We start from the raw sequence: 23035 nt of genomic DNA on the forward strand, positions 1-23035 counted from the left end.
GCCATGAGCCCGCTCCAATACCAGAAGATGTTGCGGCTCCAGGCCGCGCGGCGTCTGCTGGCGACCAACGCGGACGCGGCGCGCACGGCCTATGCCGTCGGCTATGAAAGCGCCTCGCAGTTCAGCCGCGAATATGCGCGACTGTTCGGTGTGCCGCCGATCCGAGACGCCTTGCGTCTGCGCGGCAGCATCGGCGACGTCACAGGTGTTGTCTGAGGCTTTGATGAGCGACGGAGCTTGAAACACACCCTCGCCGCTACCGCACGCTACATGATGACGAAACGGCCTACTCGAAAGAGCCCCTCAAATTGCAGGCAGCGCCGTAAGTGTGGCCCTCGTCAGATTTAGTAGGGCAATTCGCGTCAGCGCTAAGTCAGCGGATATTGGGAAAACCCTTGCGGCCCTAGGCCACCATGGCGGAGAGGGTGGGATTTGAACCCACGATACCCTTGCAGGTATGCCGCATTTCGAGTGCGGTGCATTCGACCACTCTGCCACCTCTCCGGAAGTCCGCGGTCTGCCCTTGCGGGCGCGGTGCGGTTCATAGCGGCAGTTTTGCCGTGTGACAAGGGGCGGGAGGCAGATATTGTGCCGCGGTGCCGGCCCGCGCGACAGGCTTTCGGCTTGACAGGACGCGGTGCTTCTTGCTACCTGCCCGCCTGAAGAGGTGCGCCATGCGCGCGCCGCTCGGGAGGTGCTTTTGCGCTTCCTTTCACCGGCAGGATCGATCCTGCCATGTCCCGACTGGTAAAAAGACGGCCTGTCCGCGGGTTTCCGCAGCAAGAGCCGGAACGAACATGAAAGGATAAGAAATGTTCGCAGTCATCAAGACCGGCGGTAAGCAGTACCGCGTGGCCGCCAACGACGTCATCACCGTCGAGAAGCTCGACGGCGACGCCGGCGCCAAGATCGAATTCACCGAGGTCCTCATCGTCGGCGAAGGCGCCGATGCGACGATCGGCCTGCCCTTCGTCGCCGGCGCCAGCGTCAGCGCGGAAGTGGTCGAGCAGGGTCGCGCCCGGAAGGTCATCGCCTTCAAGAAGCGCCGCCGGCAGAACTCCAAGCGCTCGCGCGGCCATCGCCAGCACCAGACGACCGTCCGCATCCTGGACATCGTCGCAGGCGCTTGAGTTCGAAGATCAGGATCGAAGGTTAAAGGAGACATCCCATGGCACACAAGAAAGCTGGCGGTTCCTCGCGCAACGGTCGCGATTCCGAATCCAAGCGCCTTGGCGTGAAGAAGTTCGGCGGCGAGACCGTCATTGCGGGCAACATCATCGTGCGCCAGCGCGGCACGCAGTGGCATCCGGGCGCCAATGTCGGCATCGGCAAGGATCACACGATCTTCGCGCTGACGGCCGGCAATGTGAACTACCGCGCGAAGGCCAACGGTCGCGTCTACGTGTCCGTCATGCCGAAAGCGGAAGCAGCGGAATAAGCCGGAAGCGCTCTAAAACAGCCGGCGTCTCATCGACCCGGCTCAATGTCTGACGGTTCAGGCCTTAAGATCGAACAGGGGAGATGGGACAAGTCCCAACTCCCCTTTTTCGTTTCTGGAGGCAGAACCAATGCAAAGCGAATTGTTGAGGGAGGGCCAATCCCGGTCCCCCCAGGAACGGCTGAGGCCGAGCCGGTCGAGAACCGATTGCCCGATATTGTTGTCGCCGCGGCTGGTGCTGCGCGCCCCCCACGACGACGACATCGATGCCCTTGCCCATCTCGCCAACAACGCCAATGTCGCCACCATGGTTTCGCGCATGCCCCACCCCTACACGGTGGCAGACGCGGCGGATTTCGTGCGACGCACGAAAGACGGCGCGATCGGCAAGTGCGTCTATGCCATCACGATCGCCGAGACGGGCGCCTTCGTCGGCTGCTGCGGCGTCGAGCCGCACGGGGCGGACGGACGCACCGTCGAGATCGGCTACTGGCTCGGTGAGCCGCACTGGAACCGCGGCTATGCGACGGAGGCCGCGCAGGCGCTGATCGACATGGCCTTCCGCACCCGCGAGATCGACGGGATCGACGCGCGCTGCCGGGTGATGAACGTCGCCTCGCGGCGCGTCATCCAGAAGTGCGGCTTCCAGTTGCAGGGCGGCGGCATGGTCGACAGCCTCGCCCTCGGCGGGTCGGTCGCGGTCGAGTGGTACCGGCTCGACCGCAAGACCTGGCTGTCGCTTCGAAGCTGGGGGACGGGACGATGAGCGCGGTGTCGGCGAGGCCGGCATGCCTGCCGCTTCGTCTCCCCGGACCCGCGCCGCTCGTAAGGACGGCGCGGCTTGTGATGAGACCGCTGCGGATGGAGGACCGCGACGCGGTCGCCGAGACGCTTGGCGATTTCCAGGTCGCGCGCATGCTGGCGGACGTTCCCGTTCCCTTCGACCGGGAGGACGCGACGGTGTTCCTGGTGCGGCAGACCTGCGGCGTCCTCGCCGGCTGGAGCTTTGCCGTCACCGGCGGCGGCGATGCCGCCCTCGGTGCGGTCATGATCGGGCAGCGCCGGGGCCGGTGGGAACTCGCCTTCTGGTTGAACCGTTACTTCTGGGGGCGCGGCTACGCCGCCGAGGCGGTTCATGCCGTGGCGGAGCGCTTCTTCCGGCGCATGCCGGAAGCGGAGCTTTACGCCGGCGCCTTTGCCGACAATCCGGCGGCGCTGAAGATCCAGCGGCGCATCGGCCTTGCGATCGTCGATTGCGGCGAGGTCTATTGCGCCGCGCGGGGCGCGATGGTGAGCCATATCGCCATGCGGGCGACGGCGGAGATGCTCTCCCGTCCGTGACACCGGGCAAATCCGGTCGGCCGGCCGCTTTCGGGTGGCCGACCGACCGTTCGAACGATGATAATCTTTGACCTCGGCGGCGCGCCTCTGTATCGATGGCGCCGATCCGCCGGCGATGGAAAACAGATGGCGAAGCGATGAAGTTTCTCGACGAGGCGAAAGTCTATATCCGCTCCGGTGACGGCGGGGCCGGGGCCGTGTCATTCCGGCGCGAAAAGTTCGTCGAGTTCGGCGGTCCGGACGGCGGCGACGGCGGGCGCGGCGGCGATGTCTGGGTCGAAGCGGTCAACGGGCTGAACACGCTGATCGATTTCCGCTTCCAGCAGCATTTCAAGGGCGCGACGGGCACGCATGGCATGGGCCGCAACCGCACCGGCAAGGGCGGCGAGGACGTGACGCTCAAGGTTCCGGTCGGCACCCAGATCTTCGAGGAGGACGGCGAGACGCTGATCGTCGACATGATCGCGGAGGGCCAGCGCTATCGGCTCGCCGCCGGCGGCAATGGCGGCTTCGGCAATGCCTACTTCAAATCCTCGACCAACCAGGCGCCAACCTGGGCCAATCCCGGCCTCGAAGGCGAGGAGAAGACGATCTGGCTTCGGCTGAAACTGATCGCCGATGCCGGCCTCGTCGGCCTGCCCAATGCGGGAAAATCGACCTTCCTCGCCGCCTGCACCCGTGCCCGGCCGAAGATCGCCAACTATCCGTTCACGACGCTGCATCCGAACCTCGGCGTCGCCACCATCGACGGGCGCGAATTCGTGCTCGCCGACATTCCCGGGCTGATCGAGGGGGCGCATGAGGGGGTCGGCCTCGGCGACCGGTTCCTCGGCCATGTCGAGCGCACCCGCGTGCTTCTGCATCTGGTCTCGGCGCAGGAGGAGGACGTCGCGGCCGCCTACGAGACGGTGAAATACGAACTCGAGGCCTATGGCGGCGACCTCGTCGACAAGCCCGAGATCGTCGCCCTGTCGCAGGCCGACCTCTTCGACGTGGCGACCCTCAGGAAGAAGGCGAAGGCGCTGGCGAAGGCGAGCGGCACGACGCCCTTCGTGCTCTCCGCCATTGCCGGCCAGGGGATGACGGAAACATTGCGGGCGCTGCGCGACGTCATCGTCAGCGCCGGCCGGCAGGACGACGAGTAAGGCCGATGGCGGCGAAGCGCAAACCTCTCTCGAAATACCGCCGCATCGTCATCAAGATCGGCTCGGCGCTTCTGGTCGACCGCGCGACGGGGCTGAGGGCGGCGTGGCTCGACGCGATGTGCGCCGACATCGCCGGGCTGAAGGCGCGCGGCGTCGAGGTGCTGGTCGTCTCCTCCGGCGCGATCGCGCTCGGCCGATCGGTTCTGGACGTGCCGGCCGGCGTGCTGAAGCTGGAGGAAAGCCAGGCGGCGGCGGCCGTCGGCCAGATCGCGCTGGCGCGGGCCTGGTCGGAGCGGCTGTCGCGCGACGGCATCGTCGCCGGCCAGGTGCTGCTGACGCTCGGCGACACCGAGGAGCGCCGGCGCTACCTCAATGCGCGCGCGACGATGAACCAGCTCCTGAAGCTCGGCGCCGTGCCGATCATCAACGAGAACGACACGGTCGCGACCGCAGAGATCCGCTACGGCGACAACGACCGGCTCGCCGCCCGCGTCGCCACCATGATCGGCGCCGACCTGCTGATCCTTCTCTCCGACATCGACGGGCTTTATACGGCGCCGCCGCACATCGATCCGTCCGCCCGGCTTCTCGACACCGTCGCGGCGATCACGCCGGAGATCGAGGCGATGGCCGGCGGGCCGGCGTCCGAACTGTCGCGCGGCGGCATGCGCACCAAGATCGACGCCGGCAAGATCGCGACCACGGCCGGCTGCGCCATGATCATCGCTTCGGGCAAGCCGGTGCATCCGCTGGCGGCGATCGAGGCCGGGGCCGCGAATTCCTGGTTCGCGCCCTCCGCCTCGCCGGTCACGGCGCGAAAAACCTGGATCGCCGGGCAGTTGCTGCCGGCGGGCAGCCTCAGCATCGATCTCGGCGCGCAGGCCGCGCTGCGCTCGGGCAAGAGCCTGCTGCCGGCCGGCGTCGTGCAGGTGACGGGATCGTTCAGCCGCGGCGACACGATCGCGGTGACGGATCTTTCCGGCATCGAGATCGCCCGCGGCCTTGCCGGCTACGATGCCGACGAGGCGCGGCAGATCACCGGCCGCAAATCCGGCGAGATCGCCGCCATCCTCGGCCATGCCGGGCGCGGGCCGATGATCCATCGCGACGACCTCGTCATGACGGCGCGCGACCACGGACAGGAGACGGCAAGGGAGAACGCCGATGCTTGAGACGGTGCGACAAGCGGACGATATCGACGCGATCATGTCGGCGATCGGCCGGCAGGCGAAGGCGGCAAGCCGGCCACTCTCCATCGCTTCGGCCGAGCGCAAGCATGCCGCCCTCGTCTCGATGGCTGCCGAGATCGTCACCCGGCAGGAGGACATTCTCGCCGCCAACGAGATCGATCTCGAAAACGCGCGCGCAAACGGCATCACCGGCTCCTTCATCGACCGGTTGACCCTGACCGTCGCCCGCATCCGGGCGATGGCAGACGGCATTCGCGCCATCGCCGACCTTCCCGATCCCGTCGGCGCGGTGATCGCGCAATGGAACCGGCCGAACGGGCTTCACATCGAGCGGGTGCGCACGCCGCTCGGCGTCATCGGCGTCATCTACGAGAGCCGGCCGAACGTGACGGCCGATGCCGGCGCGCTCTGCCTCAAGGCCGGAAACGCGGTGATCCTGCGCGGCGGCTCCGACAGCTTCCATTCCTCGCAGACGATCCATGCCTGCCTCGTCAAGGGCCTGAGGGACGCCGGCCTGCCGGAGCACGCGATCCAGATGGTGCCGGTTTCCGACCGCGCCGCCGTCGGCGCCATGCTCTCCGGTCTCGACGGCGCGATCGACGTCATCGTGCCGCGCGGCGGCAAGGGTCTGGTGGCGCGCGTGCAGAAAGAGGCGCGCGTGCCGGTCTTCGCCCATCTCGAAGGCCTCTGCCATGTCTATGTCGATGCCTCCGCCGATCTCGACATGGCGAAAGCGATCGTCGTCAACGCCAAGATGCGCCGCACCGGCATCTGCGGCGCCGCCGAGACGCTGCTGATCGACGCGACGGCGAAGGACCGCCTGGTCGTCCCGCTCGTCGAGGCCTTGCGGGCGGCGGGCTGCGAGGTGCGCGCGAGCGAGGATGTGCGCGCGCTTGCCGACGGGCTCGTGCCGGCAAAGGCCGAGGACTGGTCGACGGAATATCTCGACGCCATCATCTCGGTGCGGCTGGTCGACGGCGTTTCCGGCGCGATCGCGCACATCCAGCGCTGGTCGTCGGCCCATACCGAGGCGGTGATCGCCGAGGATCCGGCCGTGGTCGAGCGCTTCTTTACCGAAATCGATTCCGCCATCCTCCTGCACAATGCCTCGACCCAGTTCGCCGATGGCGGCGAGTTCGGCATGGGCGGCGAGATCGGCATTGCGACGGGCAAGATGCATGCCCGCGGTCCGGTCGGCGTCGAGCAGCTCACCTCGTTCAAGTACCGCGTGCGCGGCACCGGCCAGACCCGGCCCTGACGTGGCGGGCGAGACGGTCGCGTCGCGCTTCCTGCGCATGCCCCATGTCGAGCGCGGCATGGCGGTCGGGCTCTTCGGCGGCTCGTTCAATCCGCCGCATGAGGGGCACCTGCTCGTCGCGGAGATCGCGCTCCGGCGGCTCCGGCTCGACCAGCTCTGGTGGATGGTGACGCCCGGCAATCCGCTGAAGGGCGCCGACGGACGGCTGCCGCTTCCGGAGCGGATCGCGCTCAGCGAGGCGCTCGCCCGCGATCCGCGCATCCGCGTCACCGCCTTCGAGCAGGCGCTCGGCCAGAGCTACACGGAGCGCACGCTCCGCCATGTGCTTGCCCGCAACCGCGGCGTCCGCTTCGTCTGGATCATGGGCGCCGACAACCTGCGCGACTTCCACAAATGGCAGCACTGGCGGCGTATCGCCGATGCCCTGCCGATCGCCGTCGTCGACCGTCCCGGCGCGACGCTTGCGTTTCTCTCGTCGAAGATGGCGCGCACCTTCGCCCGCGCCCGCATCGACGAGGACGATGCCGACACGCTCGCCGCCCGCAAGCCGCCCGCCTGGACCTTCATCCACGGCCCGCGCTCGACGCTGAGCTCGACCGAACTGCGGGCGCGGTCGAAACGAGGCGGCTGAGCCGCGCGGTTCCCGGAGCATTTCCTTTGGAGACGGGGCTGCCTGAAGAGGCCGCGCTTCCCGTGGCGGCCTCGTCGGCTTCGGTACTCCGGACCAGATCCGCGCTCTACCGATCCTCGTCGAATACCGACGGCACACGCTTTCGAACACGAGGGCGGATCGGCTCAGCGACACGTGCCGGCGGTCGGATCCGACGCCGCGATCGCGGTCGTTTGCCGCGGATCTTGCTTTCGAAACCGGGAAGGCCGACCCGCTCCCGTCTCTTCACCTCAAGGGCTTCTATCCAGAAGAGGGGCGAGGGGCGAGGCCTGGGGGCGCCAATCGGCAAACCGGCGGGATGCCTCGCCATGCGGCTGGGCAGAGCATAGAATTTCTACCATGCGCGCCTGTTGTTCATGGACGGGATTGACATCGGCACGGCGTCCGTCACGCAGCATGACGGGGGAAAGACCGGGGTCGACGGCGGCAGACGGGCGGAGTGCCGCCGCCGGCCCGGAGATGGTCCGCATCGCCTAAAGAATGAAGTCGCTCGCCGTCAGTTCGTAGAGACCGGAGAGCTTCAGGACGAATTCCGGCTCCAGGCCGCCGCCGGTGTTGGCGGCGACATAGGTGTCGCCCTTCGAGAAATAGCTGCGCAGCTGTCCCGCGCCGGTGAAATCGCCGTCGCCGATGAAGACGAAGTCCTGCATGCCGGACACGCCGGTCTTCGCGTCGAAATCAAGGACGATACGGTCGCCGGAGAAGGCGGCGTTCTGGTCGAAATCGTGGATCGTGTCCATCGCGAACAGGAAGGAGTCCGAGGACGCCTCGTAGCGGAAATAGTCGCGCATGCCGTCGCCGCTCACGGCACCGGGGACGCTTCCCCACAGGTGATCCGCGCCGGCGCCCCCGAGCAGGAAATCGCTGCCCGTGCCGCCGACCAGCGTGTCCCGGCCGGCCATGCCCGTCAGCGTGTCGCTGCCCATGCCGCCGTCGAGCACGTTGGCGGCCATGTCGCCCGTCAGCCGGTCGCCGTTGACCGTGCTGACGACGTTCTCGATGCCGGTCAGCGTATCGCCTTCCGCGTGGCCGCGATAACCGATGCCGCGCGTCAGATCGACGATCACGCCGTGGCCGAGCGCGTGGCCGGTCAGGTCGTCGGAATAGTCGGCGGTGTCGATCCCCTTTCCGCCCGACAGGGCGTCGCGCCCTTGTCCGCCATTGAGGAGATCGTCGCCGTCGCCGCCGTCGAGCTGGTCGTTGCCGGCATAGCCGCGCAACGTGTCGTTGCCGGCGTCGCCATAGAGCCGGTCGCCGACGTCGATGCCGCCGCTTTCCGTTCCTTCGCCGAGCAGGAGATCGTCGCCCGCGCCGCCCATCAGCGTATCGGCGCCAAGGCCGCCGGCGAGCGTGTCGTTACCCGCGCCGCCCGAAAGCGTGTTGGCGTTCGCATTGCCCTCGAGAGAATCGTCGAAGGCGGACCCGCCGAGGTTCTCGACATTCGCATAGGTGTCGATGACGGTCTCCGAGGCATAACGGAAGGAATGGCCCGCCTTCAGCGAGGCATAGACCGCGCCGGCCGCCTGCGCATAGCTGACGACATCGGTACCGGCGCCGCCGTCGATGACGTCGCCGTCGTTCAGCGCCCGGATCTCGTCGTTGCCGGTGCCGGCATTGACGATGTCCGCGCCGGCGCCGCCATCGACGACGTCGTTGCCGCCGCCGGCGAAAATCCGGTCGTTGCCGTTGCCGCCATAGAGACCGTCACGCAGGTTCGCGCCGCTGATCGTGTCATGGCCGTCCTTGCCGAAGATCGTGTTGTTGTAACCCTGGCGGCCGCTCAGCACGTCGTCGTTAAGGGTTCCGTAGATTGCCGCCGTCAGGCTGTCGGCCGGCGGGGCGGCCTTCAGGACCGCGGTCTTCTTCCTTGCCATTTCGTATTCTCCGTTTCACATATCGCTGTTGACGGAGTGCAGATAGGCCCCTGACGTTTCCGGCGAATGCCGGTTTGCGCGGGCGGAAAAAGGTTGCCCGGACCTCGTTTTCTGGGACGCCAGACGGGGTGGGCGCCGGTGCAGCAGACTCCCGAAAGCGGATGCATCGCCGAAAAACGAGGGCGTCACGCCTGGCAGGAGGCCGTTTTCCTGCCGACCATCATCTCTAGGGGCAGATCGGGAGAAAAGGAGCACCTGCCGGCGCGCAAGCACGCTTGAGGCAGGCATGGCCGGGGCGACACATGAAATGTTGCTTATATGTGTCGCCCGAGCCGGCATCCGCCAAAGAGCAAGGAAAGAGCCTGTTCCGGACCTTGGCTGTCGGGCGCCAGGCCCTTGTCGCGATCGGGATCGGCGCGATCCCGCTCAGACGATGAACAGGTCGCTGGTCGTCAGCCTCAGACCGGCCTCCAGCGTGGCGAACTGGACGGAGCCGCCGGCCTTCGAACCGTTTGCGTCGTAGAACAGCTTGCCCGTGTCGGTCTCGTAGATGATCCGGTGATCCGCATCGCTCGCCCGGCCGGTCGTGTTGCGGGCAAAGGCGTCGGCGGAGATCTTGCCGCGCGAAAGGCCGGCAAAGACATCCTGCGCCAGCCGGATCGTGTCGTCGCGTACGGAAAAATCCGTGATGACGTCGAGGTTGAAGCGGCTCGGCGCCGTGTCGAACAGGAAGGTATCGCGTCCCGCGCCGCCGGTCAGCGTGTCCCGGCCGAGCCCGCCGGCAAGCACGTCGTTGCCGTTTCCTCCGGAGAGAACGTCGTTGCCGCCCTCGCCCTTCAGCCGGTTGGCGCCGTCATTGCCGGTGATCCGGTTGGCGAGCGCATTGCCCGTGCCGTGGATGTTCTGCGTGCCCGAAAGGACGAGATCCTCGACATGGGCGGCGAGGGTGACGGAGAGCGAGGCGATCACCGTGTCGCGCCCGCCGCCCGCGGCCTCGACGACGCGGTCGAGACCGTCGACGACATAGGTGTCGTTGCCGCGCCCGCCGATCAGCGTGTCCGCGCCGCCGCCGCCGTCGAGCACATTGGCGCCGGCATTGCCGGTGATGACGTTGTCGAGCGCGTTGCCGGTGCCGTCGATGGCGCCACGCCCGAGGAGGACGAGGTTCTCGATCGCCTCGTGGCCGGCGAGCGACCGGCTGATCGTCGAGGTGATCGTGTCGACGCCGTCCGCGTCGCTGACCGTGTCCTGGCCGTCCGAGAGCACGAAAGTGTCGTCGCCGAGCCCGCCGACCAGCACGTCCTCCCCGGCGCCGCCGTCCAGCGTGTCGTTGCCGTCGCCGCCGTCGAGCGTGTCGTTCCCCTCGTTTCCGAGGATCGTGTCATGGCCGCCATGGCCGTTCAGCGTGTTGTCGCGCGCATTGCCGACGATGGTGTTGTCGATGTCTCCGCCCTCGACCGAGACCTGATGGCTGGTCAGCTGCAGGTAGGCGCCCGAGGCCGCCGTGACGAAGCGCTCGTAGGAAACCGTATAGGTCTCGGTGACGGTCTGGCCGGTATAGCGGCTCGTATTGCTGAACAGCTGCAGGCGAAGTCCGCCGCCGATGCCGAGCGTGTCGTTGAGCAGCGGGCCGAAGCCGACCGATCCCTGGATGCCGAGCAGGTTGACGGCCAGCCGCCCCTCGAGCACGCGGTAGTCGAGGAAGGAGGAGAGCCGCGTGAAGGTCGTCGAGGTCAGCTCGCCCGACAGCGTATAGGCGGCGTCGACCTCGAACGTGCCTTCGCCCTCCGGCGTCTCGAATGCGAAACGGTCGCCGAGCTTGCCCGAGCGCACCTCGCCGAAGCTGCTGGTCATGGTCACGTCGACCGTCGGCTTGAAGGCGAATTCCTGCTCCAGCGTCGCGGTGCCGCGCAGCTGGGCGTCGAGCACCTTGTAGTCGATGGAGGCCTTGAGGAACCCCCAGTCGAAACCCGCTCCGCCCGACAGCGTGTTCGGCGGCAGGCCGAAGAGCGTCAAAAGCGCGGCGTCGACATCGAAGGTGACGCTGGCGATGTCCGTCGATCGCCCCGAGAGAAACAGCGCGCCATAGGGCCCGCCGGCGGCGTTGTATTCGCTGGCGCCGTAGGAAAAGGTCGGCAGCTGCGCCGAGAAGCGGCCATAGGTGTAGTCGAACGTATAGGGCCGGATGTCGCCGCCGTTGATGGTGACGAGATCGACGCGGTCGCGGTAGTCGATCAGGGTGTGGCCGAAGGTGCGGGTCGACCATGTCTCGAAGAGGACGCGCGCGTCGAAGCCGCCATAGATGTCGGCCTTCAGCCGCGTCTCGAAATCGACGTCGATGAAGCTGTTGGCGATATCGATGCCGGTCGCCCCGAGGGTCGCCGACGAAACGGCGAAGGCGCGCGTGTCGATGAAGCTCGCGGCGTTGAGCGTCGTCTCGGCCGTCGAGGCGACGGCGCCGGTCTCGATGCCGAGACGGGCGTCGATACTGCCAAGCTCCAGCTTGGCCCGCCCGACGAGGCCGATGCCGAAATCGTAGCGAAGGCCGATCTTGACGCCGAGCGAGGCGAGGTCGCCGAGGCCGATGCTCGGCCGGGCCTCGGGGCTCCCGGAGGCGGAAAAATAGAAATCCCTGAAATCGTAATCGATGCTGCGCGGCCCGTTGGCGCCCCACATTCCCGCCGCGATATCGAAATTCAGCATGGCACGATCCCCCCTTGCCAAGCTTCGCCTGGCATCCGGACGATCGTTAACAAACGGTCTCCCGCGCGTCTTCACCCGTCCGGGGGAGATCGACGGCCCCGGCAGGAAGGCATCGAGGGTGCCTTGGCCGCGTCCGGCGGGACGGCGTCAGCCGCGCCGGGCCGCCGCGATCGCGGCCACGTCGATCTTGCCCATGGTCATCATCGCCTCGAAGGCGCGCTTCGCCTCGTCGCCGCCGGCCGCCAGCGCCTCGGTCAGGACGCGCGGCGTGATCTGCCAGGAAATGCCCCAGCGGTCCCTGCACCAGCCACAGGCGCTTTCCTGCCCGCCATGGCCGACGATCGCGTTCCAGTAGCGATCGGTCTCCTCCTGGTCTTCCGTCGCGATCTGGAAGGAGAAGGCTTCGCTGTGGGTGAAGGCCGGGCCGCCGTTCAGCCCGAGGCAGGCGACGCCCGCGACCGTGAATTCGACCGTCAGCACGTCGCCCGCCTTGCCGGAAGGATAGTCGCCGGGCGCGCGGTGCACCGCATGGACAGCGCTGTCGGGAAAGAGATCCGCATAGAAGCGGGCGGCGGCCTCGGCGTCCTTGTCGTACCAGAGGCAGATCGTGTTCTTCGCCATGGATGCAGTCCTTCCGCGTTGGGGGAGGGGCGGGCCATCCTCCTCAGCCCGCGATCCCGGCATCATGCACCGGACGTGCCGGCCGCGTCCACCGGCGTCTTGCCGGCGGCGGGTCGACATAGGCCTCAGAGAACGAAGTCGCCGGCATCGGGCATGATCGGACCGGCCGTCTTGATGGCGAAATCGGCCCGTCCGTCGCCGTTGACGTCGCCCTCGACGAGCGTGACGCCCCTCTCGTCGATGAACTGCCTTGCCATGACGGCCTCCTGATGTTCTGGAAAGGGGAGCGCGGCATTCGCGCTTTGGGAAGGAAGGCCGGCTTCCGGGCGCGTCCCGTCACAACCGGGTCGCCGGGAATGCTCGATCCTGTCGGCGTATCTTCCGGACGCCGGAGCGCAGGCGCTCCGGCTGGAAATGGGTTTGTGTCGATCGCATTGTCCGGCCGCGGAGGGTGGACGCTTCGGCGGGAAATGCTTCAGCGGCAGACGGTCCGGTAGCCGACGACGACCTTGCGGCCGATGTCGGGATCGAAGCGGCGGACCGGCTTGTCGAAGCACGCCTCGCCGTCGAATTCTACCTCGGCGAAGCGTTCGCGGCGCTCGCGCCGCTCGCGGCGGGCTTCGCGCGCCCGCTCCTCGCGGCCGTTCTCCAGGATGGCGGCGCCGATCACGGCGGCGGCGAAGCCGATCACGGCACCGGCGGCAACGTCCTTGCCCCGATTGCCTTTGTGCTTCTTCCCGACCGGGGCGACCTCCTGGCCGAAGTCGCTGGCAAAGGCGGCCCCGCTGGTCGCGGGCAGCAGGGTGGTGCAGAGGATGACGGCGGTCATGGCGCTGAGCAGGGTCTTGCGGAACATGGCGGGCTTTCCTTCGGGTTTGAGGCGGACCCTTCGTCCGCCGATGACCAGACCCTAGGGCCATGCACGGGGCGGCGCTGTTCCGCCGGTGACACGACGCGCAAACCCGCGCGTCAGCGCGGCAGCGACAGGCGGAAGCAGGACCCGGACGGCTCGCGGCGCCAGTAGCTGAGCGACCCGCCGAGCCGGCTGGCGAGCTCGCTTGCAAGATGCAGGCCGAGACCGTTGCGCGGCCGTTCGTCGCCGTCGAGATCCGGCGCACGCCGGAGAAACAGCCGGGACACCTCCGACGCCGGCACGCCGGGGCCGTTGTCGGAGACGAGGATGTCGACGGCGCCGCCATGGGCATAGGCGGCCACCTCGACGACAGGACGTCCGGACGTGTAGCGCAGGGCGTTCTCGATCAGGATGTCGAGGATGTGCTCGACCTCCTCGGCACGGCGCAGCGCCAGCCTCCGGTCGCCGGAAAAGCGGATGTCCGCGCCCCTGCGGTCGATCGTGACGCGGTGCGCAGCGAGGATGCGGGCGATGAGCACGGAAATCCGCTCCGGCGCCGGCGGCGGATCCTCGGCCGCCGGCTTCGGCACCAGGAGGCCGCCGACCCTTTCGGCGAGCGCCGCGCAGGCCTCCTCCATCACCGCCATTGCCCGCGCCGCCTCGTCGAGCGCCATACGGCGTCCGCCGATGGCGTCGATGGCCGCGCGCAGCGCGTTCCGCACGCCATAGAGCGGGCTTTGCAGGTCATGGGCGACGAGGGTGGTGAACACCTCCTTTTCCCGCATCAGCCGCTCGACCTCGGCGGTGCGCTGGCGCACGCGCTCTTCCAGCCCGTCCTGGAGCCTCTGCACTTCGGCGCGCGCCGCGGCGATCGACAGCGTCATCACCGACAGCATGGCCAGGAACATCTGCAGGTAAAGCAGGGAACGCGACGGTGTTTCGGCCGGAAACGCCTGGAAACCCCGCATCGTCCCGAGGGTCGCGACGACGACGACGAGGACGATCGAGAACAGGGCGCCGGCCGTGCCGAAGCGGAACCCGGCCCAGCAGAGAAGCGGCATCACCATGTAGAGCCGCGGCCAGCCATCGACGATGTCGGCGATGTAGAGACCGGAAATCGACTGGCTGACGAAAACGAGGCCGGCAAGCAGCGCCAGCGCCTCCAGAAGGCGCGCACCCTTGAGATGCAGGCCGCGGCGGGTGAGGAGCCAGACGGTCGGTCCGGCGAAGATCAGGATGCCGACGACATTGGCGATGTACCAGGTGACGGTCACCTCGACGACGGTCTCGGGCCGCGTCAGGCCGCCGCACCAGCTCGCCGCGACACCGGCGGCCGCGCTCAGCACCGGCGGCAGCGGCGCGGCGACGAGCGAGAACACGGCAAGGCCGCGCGGACGCGACAGGAACGCCGCGCCGCCGGCGAAACGGCGCGTCAGCCAGGCGCCGGCAAGCGCCTCCAGCGTGTTGCCGAGCGCGATCAGGGCGGCGGCGGCAAGCGCGACGGCAAGGGCCGGGCCGTCCGGTGCGAGCAGGTTGACGACGCTGTTCAGGACCAGCGAGGCGACGGCGACCGCCGGCCACCGGCCGAGCCCGCGCACGACCAGGAGCCCGACGGAGAAGCCCGCCGGCATCCAGACCGCCGCCGCATTCGCCTGGACATAGGCGGTCGACAGCGAGGCCGCGCCGAGACAGGCATAGAGGAGGACGGAAAGCGCGAAGGCGGCCCCGTCCGCGGCGCTCTCCCGCAAGGCCTGCGGCGCAAGCCGTCCCGGCATCCGCCAGCGCCGCGCGCCATCGGATCCGGCCTCAGCCATGGTCCAGGACCCGGTGCCGCGCGAGAAGCGCGACGAGCTCGGTCATGTCGCGGCATTTCAGCTTCTTGCGGATATTGTCGCGATGGACGCCGACCGTGTTCGGGCTGATGCCGAGATCGGAGGCGATGCGGGCGATGGACACGCCTTCGGCGAGCCGCCGCGCCACGTCTCCCTCGCGCGGCGTCAGGTGCACGCCGTCGATCAGCAGGCTCCCCGCCTCGCCGCCGGCAGGCAACGCGGACGACGACGCATCCGGCCTCGGCCGGCCGGAAAGCGCCAGCACGGTGTCGAGGAGCACCTGGAGGTCGGCGCTCTTCGCCACATAGGTGTCGGCGCCCCGCTCAATCACCTCGCGCTCATAGGCACGCCGCGGCAGCGAGGAGAACACGACGATGACCGCGCCGGGCGCCGCCGAACGGCATTCGCCGACGAAGGCGGTCTCCGCCTCCCCGTCGAAGACCAGGTCGACGACGAGCGCGTCCGGCTGAAGCGCCTCGATCGCGCGCAGGCCGGCGAAGCGGTTGACGGCGGAGCCGGCAAGCCGCAGGCGCGCATGCCCGCTCAGCGCCAGCGACAGGCCGAGGCCGACGACCGGATGATCGTCGATCAGGAACAAGGAAATGATGCCGTCACGGCGCCCGCTCTCTGCCAACACCCTCTCCCGTTCGACCCCGCCCTTCTCCTAGCACTTTACAAAATGCTAATCTCTAGGGCTATGACTTATGGACGCCGATCCCGAAGCGGTTCTAGATCCGCGCCGGGAGGACGCACGGGAGCGGGTGATCGGACGGGGGGCCTGACGATCACCGGCGCGATCCGTGCACAGCCGGACACATCGTTTTGACACGCCGCCGCGCCCCGCGCCGGCCGGCGGCGCCGTGCCGGACCCGCGGATGCGGGCGGCGCGAGGCATGACGGCATGTCCGCTCCCCGCATGCCCGTTCCCGTGTTCCGCACTCCGCAACCGCCGATTTTCAACAAGGATGAACCGCGATGGCCGCACCCACCGATCCCCTCTACGCGCAGCAATGGCATTTCGGCCTGATGGGCAACATCGCCCGCGTCTGGGACGAGTATACCGGCCGCGGCGTCAGCGTCGCCGTCTATGACGACGGCCTGCAATACGATCACCCGGACCTCGCCGCCAACTACGACGCCAGCAAGCACTTCACCTACCAGGGCGAGGTCTACGATCCCATGCCGCTGGGCGAGGACGATTCGCACGGCACCGCCTGCGCCGGCATCATCGGCTCGGTCGCCAACAACAAGGTCGGCGGCAGCGGCGTCGCGCCCGGCGTCAAGCTGACCGGCGTCAACTTCATCGTCGACCTGCAGGAGGCAGAGCAGCCGGTGGTCGAGGCCGCGCTGCGCTGGGCGAACCGTTTCGACATCATGAGCAACAGCTGGGGCAGCGACCCCAACTACGAGCCCGACCAGTCGCTGGCGGTGGATCCGAGCATCTCCTCGCAGGCGATGACCAACGCCAACATGAAATACGTCGTCGAGACCGGACGCGGCGGTCTCGGCACCGTCATCGTCCAGGCCTCCGGCAACGAGACCATGAACGCCAATGGCGACGGGGTGAACGCCTCGCGCTACACGCTGTCGATCGCCGCGACGGAGAAGGACGGCTTTGCCGCCGACTATTCGAACTTCGGCGCCAGCATCCTCGTCGCCGCCCCCGCCTCGGCCGTGACGACCGACCTGACCGGCGAGGCCGGTTCCAACAAGAGCGGCGACGCCGACCCGCTGCCGACCGACTATACCGGGGAGTTCAACGGCACGTCGGCCGCCACCCCCACCGTCGCCGGCGTCGTCGCCCTGATGCTCGAGGCCAATCGCGGGCTCGGCTGGCGCGATGTCGCCTCGGTCCTCGCACAGTCGGCCAGGCACACCGGCTCGGCCTACGATGCCGATCCCTCCAGCACCGAACAGGGACCGTGGACGACCCTGTCCGAGGCCGGCTGGAACGGCGGCGGCCATGCCTTCCACTTCTCCTACGGCTTCGGCATGGTCGATGCCTTCGCCGCCGTGCGCATGGCCGAGGTGTGGACCACCCTGCGCGGCGCCGCCTCCACCAGCGCCAACGAGACGACGGTCAGCGCGAGCTATACCGGCCCGACCGTCGCCATTCCCGACGCGACCGCGAGCCGAGACGGAGAACGGGCCCTCTCCTTCCGCGTCACCCGCGACGTCGAGATCGAAACGGCCTATGTCACCGTGGATCTCTCCCACCGCCGCGGCAGCGACCTGACGCTGTCGATCGTGCTGCCGGACGGCACGGAGATCCCGCTGCTCGAAAACGAGGACATCGTCACGACGCAGACGCAGGCGGGCCTGCGCTGGACCTTCGGCGTCGAGGCGCTGCGCGGCATCTCGAGCGTCGGCACCTGGCAGGTCCTCGTGCGCGACAGCGTCACGGGCCAGACCGGCTCGGTCCGCAGCGCCAAGCTCGAATTCTTCGGCACCGCCAACAGTGCCAACGACATCCACACCTATACCGGCGACTTCCTGGCCCTGCGCGACCTGCAGCCCGACCGCGGCACGCTTGTCGATGCCAATGGCGGCACCGACTGGATCAACATGGCCGCGATCGCCGGCAACATCAGCGCCAACCTTTCCGCCGGAGGCACGGTCCGGGTCGGCACGGCCAACTGGTTCACGCTTTCGGCCGGCGCCGCCACGATCGAGAATTTCGCCGCCGGCGACGGCAACGACACCATCACCGGCAACAGCCTCGCCAACCGGCTGCTCGGCATGCGCGGCAACGACACGCTTCTGGGCGGCGGCGGCAACGACACGCTCGACGGCGGCACCGGGGCGGACACGCTGCGCGGAGAAGGCGGCAACGACACCTATGTTGTCGACAATGCCGGCGACCGGGTGTTCGAGGCGAGCAACCAGGGCACGGACACGGTCAACGCCTCCGTCAGCTTCTCCCTTGCCGGACAGGCGATCGAGAACCTGGTGCTGACCGGCACCGCCGCCATCAACGGCACCGGCAATTCCGCCGCCAACAGCATCACCGGCAATGCCGCCGCCAATCTCATCGACGGCGGGACAGGCGCGGACACGATGGCCGGCAAGGGCGGCAACGACACCTATGTCGTCGACAATGCCGGCGACAAGGTGATCGAGGCGAGCAACCAGGGCACGGACACGGTCAACGCTTCTGTCAGCTTCTCGCTTGCCGGACAGGCGATCGAGAACCTGGTGCTGACCGGCACCGCCGCCATCAACGGCACCGGCAATTCCGCCGCCAACAGCATCACCGGCAACGACGCGGCGAACACGATCGACGGGGGCGCCGGCGCCGACAGGATGGCCGGCAGGGGCGGCAACGACACCTATATCGTCGACAATGCCGGCGACCGGGTGACCGAGGCGAGCAACCAGGGCACGGACACCGTCAACGCCTCCGTCGGCTTCTCGCTTGCCGGACAGGCGATCGAGAACCTGGTACTGACCGGCACCGCCGCCATCAACGGCACCGGCAATTCGGCCGTCAACGCCATCACCGGCAACGGTGCCGCAAACATCCTCGACGGTGCGCTCGGCTCCGATATCCTCACCGGCGGCGCGGGCGCCGACACCTTCCTCTTCGCCTCGACGCCCGCGGCCAACAATATCGACCGCATCACCGACTTCTCCGTGCCCGACGACACGATCCGGCTCGATCGCAGCGTCTTCGCCGCCAGCCTCGCGCTCGGAACGCTGACGGCGAACCTCTTCAAGGATCTCGGGGTCGCGGGCGCGGTGCTCGATACGGACGACCGCGTCGTCTACAACAGCAAGACCGGCGTCCTCTCCTTCGACGCCAATGGCAGCCTTGCGGGCGGCGCGACGCAATTCGCGCTTCTCGACAACAAGGCCCTGCTCACCGCGGCCGACTTCTTCGTCGTCGCCTGAACGCCGGGCGGATCATGCCAGGAGACGATGGCGGGCGGCGGCTGTGACGGCGGCCGTCAGCCCGGAAAGGCGGTCGGCCGAAAGGCGGTTGATCTGCCAGTAGAGGGCGACATCGAGCGGCTGGCCGGGCACGAGCTCGACGAGCCGCCCCTGCCGGAGATGCTCGGCGACGAGAGGGGCGGGGTTCATGCCCCAGCCCATGCCGCGCAGGCTCGCCTCCAGGAAGCCCTGCGTCGAGGGCAGCCAATGGGTCGGGCATGCCGGCGTCTCCCCGAAGACCTGACGCAGCCAGCGCTCCTGGAGCCGGTCCTTCTGGTTGAAGGTCAGGGCCGGCGCCCGGGAAAGGGCCTTTGCCGTGACACCGTCGGGACAATGCCGCGCCAGGAAGGCCGGACTCGCCACCGCGTGATAGCGCAGCCGGCCGAGAAAGAGCCTGCGGCAGCCCGGTACGGGCGCCTCCAGGCTGGTCACCGCGGCCACCACCTGGCCGCGCCTCAGCCATTCGGCCGTATGCTCCTCGTCGTCGACGGCGATGCTGAACAGGTGGCCGGTGCTGGCGGCAACCTCTGCGACCGCGTCGAGGAACCAGGTCCCGAGACTGTCGGCGCTCGTCGCGACGGGCACCGTGACCGCCGGAGCACCGTCTGCGGGCGGAGCGAGGCCCGGCAGATGCGTGAGGAGATCGGCCTCGAGCAGGCCGACATGCTCCATGTGGCGACAGAGCCATGCGCCCTTTTCCGTCGCCACGCAGGGGCTGCCCCTTGCGATCAGGACCAGGCCGAGACGTTCCTCCAGCTGCTTCACCCGCTGGGACACCGCCGACGGCGTGACGTTGAGCGCGCGGGCGGCCTTCTCGAAGCTGCCGGTCTGCACGACGGCGGCCACGGCACGAAGGGAGGCGTAGTCGAGCATCGGTTTAGCAGAACTTCATTTGAGTAAGGACGTTTAACTACACTAAGTCTCACGGCTGCGCTAGCAGGGAGGCAACCCCCCTTGGAAAGGTTGCAACCCTTGGACATGTCCGCCTACGGAACCGGCCTTGCGACCGGGCTCGGCCTCATCGTCGCGATCGGCGCGCAGAACGCCTTCGTCTTGCGCCAGGGCCTGCGCGGCGAGCATGTCCTTGCCGTCTGCCTGGCCTGTGCGCTGTCCGATGCGCTGCTGATCGCGCTCGGCGTCAGCGCCTTCCGCCAGATCGCCGATCTCCTGCCCTGGCTCGATCCCGCCATGCGCTTCGGCGGCGCGGCCTTTCTCTCTTGGTACGGGGCAAGGAGCCTCTGGAACGCGCTACACTCCTCGGATGCCCTGGCGCTGGGTGCCGGCGGTGGCCGGAGCCTGCGCGCCACCCTCCTGACATGCCTGGCGCTGACCTGGCTGAACCCGCATGTCTATCTCGACACGGTCGTGCTGCTCGGCACCGTCTCGACCCGCTTCCCCGGCGCGCAGGTCGCCTTTGGCGCAGGCGCCGCCACCGGCTCGTTCCTCTTCTTCTTCGCGCTCGGCTATGGCGCCGCCTGGCTTCGGCCCGTCTTCACCCGTCCGGCCGCATGGCGGATACTCGAGGCCGTCATCGCACTCGTCATGGGGCTGATCGCCGTGTCGCTTCTTCTCGGCGGCTGACGGCCAGAGCAGGTCCCGTCAAATCCGGATCGGATGTGACGTCCGGACAATGCGTACAAACAGAGAGATAGGGCATCTCCGGTGAACCCATGTTCACCGGAGATGCCCTATCCGGCAAAGCGCCGGGCGCCGGCGACGCAGATGACGATGCCGAGCGTGGCGGCGACCATTGCCGGGCTGACGCTCTCGCCGAGCAGGAGCGCCGCCAGCACGAGGCCGAGAAAGGGCTGCAGCAGCTGCAACTGGCCGACCGCGGCGATGCCGCCGAGCGCCAGCCCCCTGTACCAGAAGACGAAGCCGACGAGCATGCTGAAGACCGAGACATAAGCCAACCCTGCCCAGGCCGCCTGATCGACGGGCGCCAGCGAGGACGGCCGCGTCGCGGCCGCGATCACGAGCATCGCCGGCAGCGCCAGCACCAGGGCCCAGCAGATCACCTGCCAGCCACCGAGCCGGCGCGAAAGGCGGCCGCCTTCGGCATAGCCGAGACCGCAGACGAGCACGGCGGCGAGCATCAGCCCGTCGCTGGCGGGGGCGACGGCGAGCCCTTCCGACAGTGCGAACGCCGCGACCAGCGCGCTTCCGAGGAGGGCGAAGGCCCAGAAGGCCGGCCGGGGACGCTCGCCGGCACGCAGCAGGCCGAAGATCGCCGTCGACAGCGGCAGGAGGCCGATGAAGACGATGGAATGGGCGGACGGAACATGCTGCAGCGCCAGCGCCGTCAGCAGCGGAAAGCCGAGCACCACGCCGGCTGCGACCACCAGGAGGGAGGCGACGTCGCCGCCGCGCGGGCGCGGCTGGCGCAACGCCACCAGCAGTGCGAGGCCGAGAAGGCCGGCAATCACCGCACGCGCGCCGGTGAGGAACACCGGGTCGAAATCTGCGACCGCCATGCGGGTGGCCGGCAGCGAACCGGAGAAGATCGCCATGCCGATGCCGCCGCTGAGCCAGCCATCCGTTGTCCTGTCCATCTTTCCCGCCACCTTCGCCTGTCCCTGATCGGGCGCAGTCTCGCCGTTCCTCCGTCGACTTTCCAGAAACAGGCCCATACAATAGGAAAGAACTGTTATGGATCGGATCTCGGTACAGATGGATGAACGTCCCGCGAAGACCCGCATCGAGGCGGTGATGGCCGCCGTCCGCGCGCGGATTGCCTCGCGCAGCCTGACGCCCGGCGCGCGCCTGCCCTCCGTTCGCGCCCAGGCACGGTCGCTCGGCGTGTCCGTGTCGACCGTGGTCGAAGCCTATGAGCGGCTTTCGGCCGAAGGGGTGATCCGCGCCCGACCGGGCTCCGGCTTCTACGTCTCGGGGCCCCTGGCGCCGCTGGCGCTCGCCGAGATCGCGCCGGCCCGCCACCGCGACATCGACCCCTTATGGATCGCGCGCCAGTCGCTGGAGGCGGACGCGGCCGTACTCAGGCCGGGCTGCGGCTGGCTGCCGCCCTCCTGGATGCCCGGCCCGGGCCTGCGCCGGGCGCTGCGCGGCCTCGCCCGGGCGGAGGAGGCGGTTCTCACCGACTATGCGACGCCGCTCGGCCTTCCGGCGCTGCGCCAGCTGCTGTCGCGGCGCATGGCCGGCCACGGCATCGAGGCGGGCGCCGGGCAGATCCTGCTGACGGACTCCGGCACCCAGGCGATCGACCTCGTCTGCCGCTTCCTGCTGCAGCCCGGCGACACCGTGCTCGTCGACGATCCCTGCTACTTCAATTTCCATGCGCTCCTGAAGGCCCATCGCGTCCGCGTCGTCGGCGTGCCCTACACGCCGTCCGGCCCAGACCTCGACGCCTTCGCGGCAGCGCTTAGCGCCGACCGGCCGCGCCTCTACATCACCAATTCGGCGATCCACAATCCGACCGGGGCCGTGCTTGCCCCGGTCACCGCCCATCGGCTGCTGAGCCTTGCCGCGCCGACCGGCCTCGTCATCGTCGAGGACGACATCTTCGCCGATTTCGAGGAGGACCCCGCACCGCGGCTCGCCGCCTTCGACGGCCTGTCGCGCGTCTTACACATCGGCAGCGTCTCGAAGACGCTGTCGGCCTCGGTGCGTTGCGGCTATATCGCGGGAAAAGCGGACTGGATCGACGGCCTCGCCGACCTGAAGATCGCCACCAGCTTCGGCGGCGGGCGGCTCGCCTCCGAACTGCTGCTGGCCGCGCTGACGGATGGCGGCTACCGCCGGCACATGGAAACGGTGCGCGTCAGGCTCGCCGCCGCGATGCAGAGGACGCTGGCGCGGCTCGCGCCGCTCGGCATCACGCCCTGGCTCAGGCCCGCCGGCGGCATGTTCCTCTGGTGCCGCCTGCCGGAGGGGATCGATGCGGCCGCGCTCGCCGGCGCCTGCCTGCCGCAGGGCGTGGTGCTGGCGCCCGGGAACGTCTTCAGCCCGTCGCAGGGCGCCGGCGGCTATATGCGCTTCAACGTCGCCCAGTGCGAGGATCCGCGCATCTTCGATATCCTCGATGCGGCCATCGACAGCCTGCGGCAACGGAAAACGCCCGCCGGGCAAGCCGGGCGGGCGTCTTGACGTCGGGAACGAGGCCGTTAAGGCGTGTCTCGCAAAGGTGTGCAGCGGTTTTGCGAGACACGCGTAGAAACAAAGA

Annotated in this window: 21 protein-coding genes and 1 tRNA gene; 12 read left to right on the forward strand and 10 right to left on the reverse strand. The window is 68.5% G+C overall.

What is annotated here, in order from left to right; all coding sequences use genetic code 11:
• A partial coding sequence (locus ACEVQ6_RS17575; protein WP_374890342.1) for a helix-turn-helix domain-containing protein occupies positions 1 to 216 on the forward strand: 216 nt, incomplete at its 5' end.
• A 198-nt stretch (positions 217 to 414) separates the two neighbouring features.
• On the opposite strand, the gene ACEVQ6_RS17580 is transcribed toward ACEVQ6_RS17575, so the two are convergent.
• Positions 415 to 504 (reverse strand) — tRNA-Ser (locus ACEVQ6_RS17580).
• Positions 505 to 812: 308 nt separating this feature from the next.
• Here ACEVQ6_RS17580 and rplU point away from each other — a divergent pair.
• From rplU to ACEVQ6_RS17620, 8 genes are all read left to right on the forward strand, one after another.
• Positions 813 to 1130 (forward strand): 50S ribosomal protein L21, encoded by a 318-nt coding sequence (gene rplU / locus ACEVQ6_RS17585; RefSeq protein ID WP_374890343.1) that lies wholly within the window; start codon positions 813 to 815, stop codon positions 1128 to 1130.
• A gap of 38 nt (positions 1131 to 1168) precedes the next feature.
• The gene (gene rpmA, locus ACEVQ6_RS17590; RefSeq protein ID WP_374890344.1) at positions 1169 to 1438 is read left to right on the forward strand and encodes a 50S ribosomal protein L27; all 270 of its coding nucleotides are present in this window, start codon (positions 1169 to 1171) and stop codon (positions 1436 to 1438) included.
• A 130-nt stretch (positions 1439 to 1568) separates the two neighbouring features.
• Positions 1569 to 2204, forward strand: a complete 636-nt coding sequence (locus ACEVQ6_RS17595) for a GNAT family N-acetyltransferase (protein WP_374890345.1) — start codon at positions 1569 to 1571, stop codon at positions 2202 to 2204.
• 80 nt (positions 2205 to 2284) lie between these two features.
• Positions 2285 to 2779, forward strand: coding sequence for a GNAT family N-acetyltransferase (locus ACEVQ6_RS17600; protein WP_374890346.1), 495 nt, complete (start codon positions 2285 to 2287; stop codon positions 2777 to 2779).
• A gap of 137 nt (positions 2780 to 2916) precedes the next feature.
• Positions 2917 to 3924 carry a GTPase ObgE gene (gene obgE, locus ACEVQ6_RS17605; protein WP_374890347.1) on the forward strand — a complete coding sequence of 336 codons (1008 nt, stop codon included), beginning with the start codon at positions 2917 to 2919 and terminating at the stop codon, positions 3922 to 3924.
• 5 nt (positions 3925 to 3929) lie between these two features.
• Positions 3930 to 5096 carry a glutamate 5-kinase gene (gene proB / locus ACEVQ6_RS17610; protein WP_374890348.1) on the forward strand — a complete coding sequence of 389 codons (1167 nt, stop codon included), beginning with the start codon at positions 3930 to 3932 and terminating at the stop codon, positions 5094 to 5096.
• Positions 5089 to 6372 (forward strand): glutamate-5-semialdehyde dehydrogenase, encoded by a 1284-nt coding sequence (locus ACEVQ6_RS17615; RefSeq protein ID WP_374890349.1) that lies wholly within the window; start codon positions 5089 to 5091, stop codon positions 6370 to 6372. The genes proB and ACEVQ6_RS17615 overlap by 8 nt, the downstream gene beginning before the upstream one ends.
• Positions 6373 to 6409: 37 nt before the next feature.
• Positions 6410 to 7003, forward strand: a complete 594-nt coding sequence (locus tag ACEVQ6_RS17620; RefSeq protein ID WP_374890463.1) for a nicotinate-nucleotide adenylyltransferase — start codon at positions 6410 to 6412, stop codon at positions 7001 to 7003.
• Positions 7004 to 7515: 512 nt separating this feature from the next.
• Here the strand turns inward: ACEVQ6_RS17620 and ACEVQ6_RS17625 are convergent.
• The 7 genes from ACEVQ6_RS17625 to ACEVQ6_RS17655 all read right to left on the reverse strand — a co-directional run bounded on the left by ACEVQ6_RS17625 (position 7516) and on the right by ACEVQ6_RS17655 (position 15559).
• Positions 7516 to 8916 (reverse strand): calcium-binding protein, encoded by a 1401-nt coding sequence (locus ACEVQ6_RS17625; protein ID WP_374890350.1) that lies wholly within the window; start codon positions 8914 to 8916, stop codon positions 7516 to 7518.
• A gap of 426 nt (positions 8917 to 9342) precedes the next feature.
• Positions 9343 to 11619 carry a calcium-binding protein gene (locus ACEVQ6_RS17630; RefSeq protein WP_374890351.1) on the reverse strand — a complete coding sequence of 759 codons (2277 nt, stop codon included), beginning with the start codon at positions 11617 to 11619 and terminating at the stop codon, positions 9343 to 9345.
• A 147-nt stretch (positions 11620 to 11766) separates the two neighbouring features.
• Positions 11767 to 12240 carry a VOC family protein gene (locus ACEVQ6_RS17635; protein ID WP_374890352.1) on the reverse strand — a complete coding sequence of 158 codons (474 nt, stop codon included), beginning with the start codon at positions 12238 to 12240 and terminating at the stop codon, positions 11767 to 11769.
• A 125-nt stretch (positions 12241 to 12365) separates the two neighbouring features.
• Entirely contained in the window at positions 12366 to 12497 is a 132-nt protein-coding gene (locus ACEVQ6_RS17640; protein ID WP_374890353.1) for a hypothetical protein, read from the reverse strand.
• A gap of 218 nt (positions 12498 to 12715) precedes the next feature.
• Positions 12716 to 13096: a hypothetical protein gene (locus tag ACEVQ6_RS17645; protein ID WP_374890354.1), complete on the reverse strand. Its 381-nt coding sequence runs from the start codon at positions 13094 to 13096 to the stop codon at positions 12716 to 12718.
• A 113-nt stretch (positions 13097 to 13209) separates the two neighbouring features.
• The gene (locus tag ACEVQ6_RS17650) at positions 13210 to 14907 is read right to left on the reverse strand and encodes an MASE1 domain-containing protein (protein ID WP_374890355.1); all 1698 of its coding nucleotides are present in this window, start codon (positions 14905 to 14907) and stop codon (positions 13210 to 13212) included.
• On the reverse strand, positions 14900 to 15559 hold the full coding sequence (locus ACEVQ6_RS17655) for a response regulator transcription factor (RefSeq protein ID WP_374890356.1): 660 nt from the start codon (positions 15557 to 15559) through the stop codon (positions 14900 to 14902). Before ACEVQ6_RS17655 ends, ACEVQ6_RS17650 begins: the two co-directional genes overlap by 8 nt.
• Positions 15560 to 15900: 341 nt before the next feature.
• Here ACEVQ6_RS17655 and ACEVQ6_RS17660 point away from each other — a divergent pair, with 341 nt between their 5' ends.
• A complete protein-coding gene (locus tag ACEVQ6_RS17660) occupies positions 15901 to 18816 on the forward strand; it encodes a S8 family serine peptidase (RefSeq protein ID WP_374890357.1) in 2916 nt (971 codons plus the stop codon).
• 12 nt (positions 18817 to 18828) lie between these two features.
• Here the strand turns inward: ACEVQ6_RS17660 and ACEVQ6_RS17665 are convergent, their stop codons facing one another.
• Positions 18829 to 19728: a LysR family transcriptional regulator ArgP gene (locus ACEVQ6_RS17665; RefSeq protein WP_374890358.1), complete on the reverse strand. Its 900-nt coding sequence runs from the start codon at positions 19726 to 19728 to the stop codon at positions 18829 to 18831.
• Positions 19729 to 19833: 105 nt separating this feature from the next.
• Between ACEVQ6_RS17665 and ACEVQ6_RS17670 the strand changes: the two genes are divergently transcribed.
• Positions 19834 to 20436 carry a LysE/ArgO family amino acid transporter gene (locus tag ACEVQ6_RS17670; RefSeq protein ID WP_374890464.1) on the forward strand — a complete coding sequence of 201 codons (603 nt, stop codon included), beginning with the start codon at positions 19834 to 19836 and terminating at the stop codon, positions 20434 to 20436.
• A gap of 107 nt (positions 20437 to 20543) precedes the next feature.
• On the opposite strand, the gene ACEVQ6_RS17675 is transcribed toward ACEVQ6_RS17670, so the two are convergent.
• A complete protein-coding gene (locus ACEVQ6_RS17675) occupies positions 20544 to 21407 on the reverse strand; it encodes a DMT family transporter (protein WP_374890359.1) in 864 nt (287 codons plus the stop codon).
• A gap of 118 nt (positions 21408 to 21525) precedes the next feature.
• Between ACEVQ6_RS17675 and ACEVQ6_RS17680 the strand changes: the two genes are divergently transcribed.
• Complete coding sequence (locus tag ACEVQ6_RS17680) at positions 21526 to 22959, forward strand: aminotransferase-like domain-containing protein (RefSeq protein WP_374890360.1); 1434 nt, start codon at positions 21526 to 21528, stop codon at positions 22957 to 22959.
• The last annotated feature ends 76 nt before the right edge of the window (positions 22960 to 23035 follow it).

This window comes from Ensifer soli, assembly GCF_041928815.1.
Lineage (GTDB): Bacteria > Pseudomonadota > Alphaproteobacteria > Rhizobiales > Rhizobiaceae > JBHFEI01.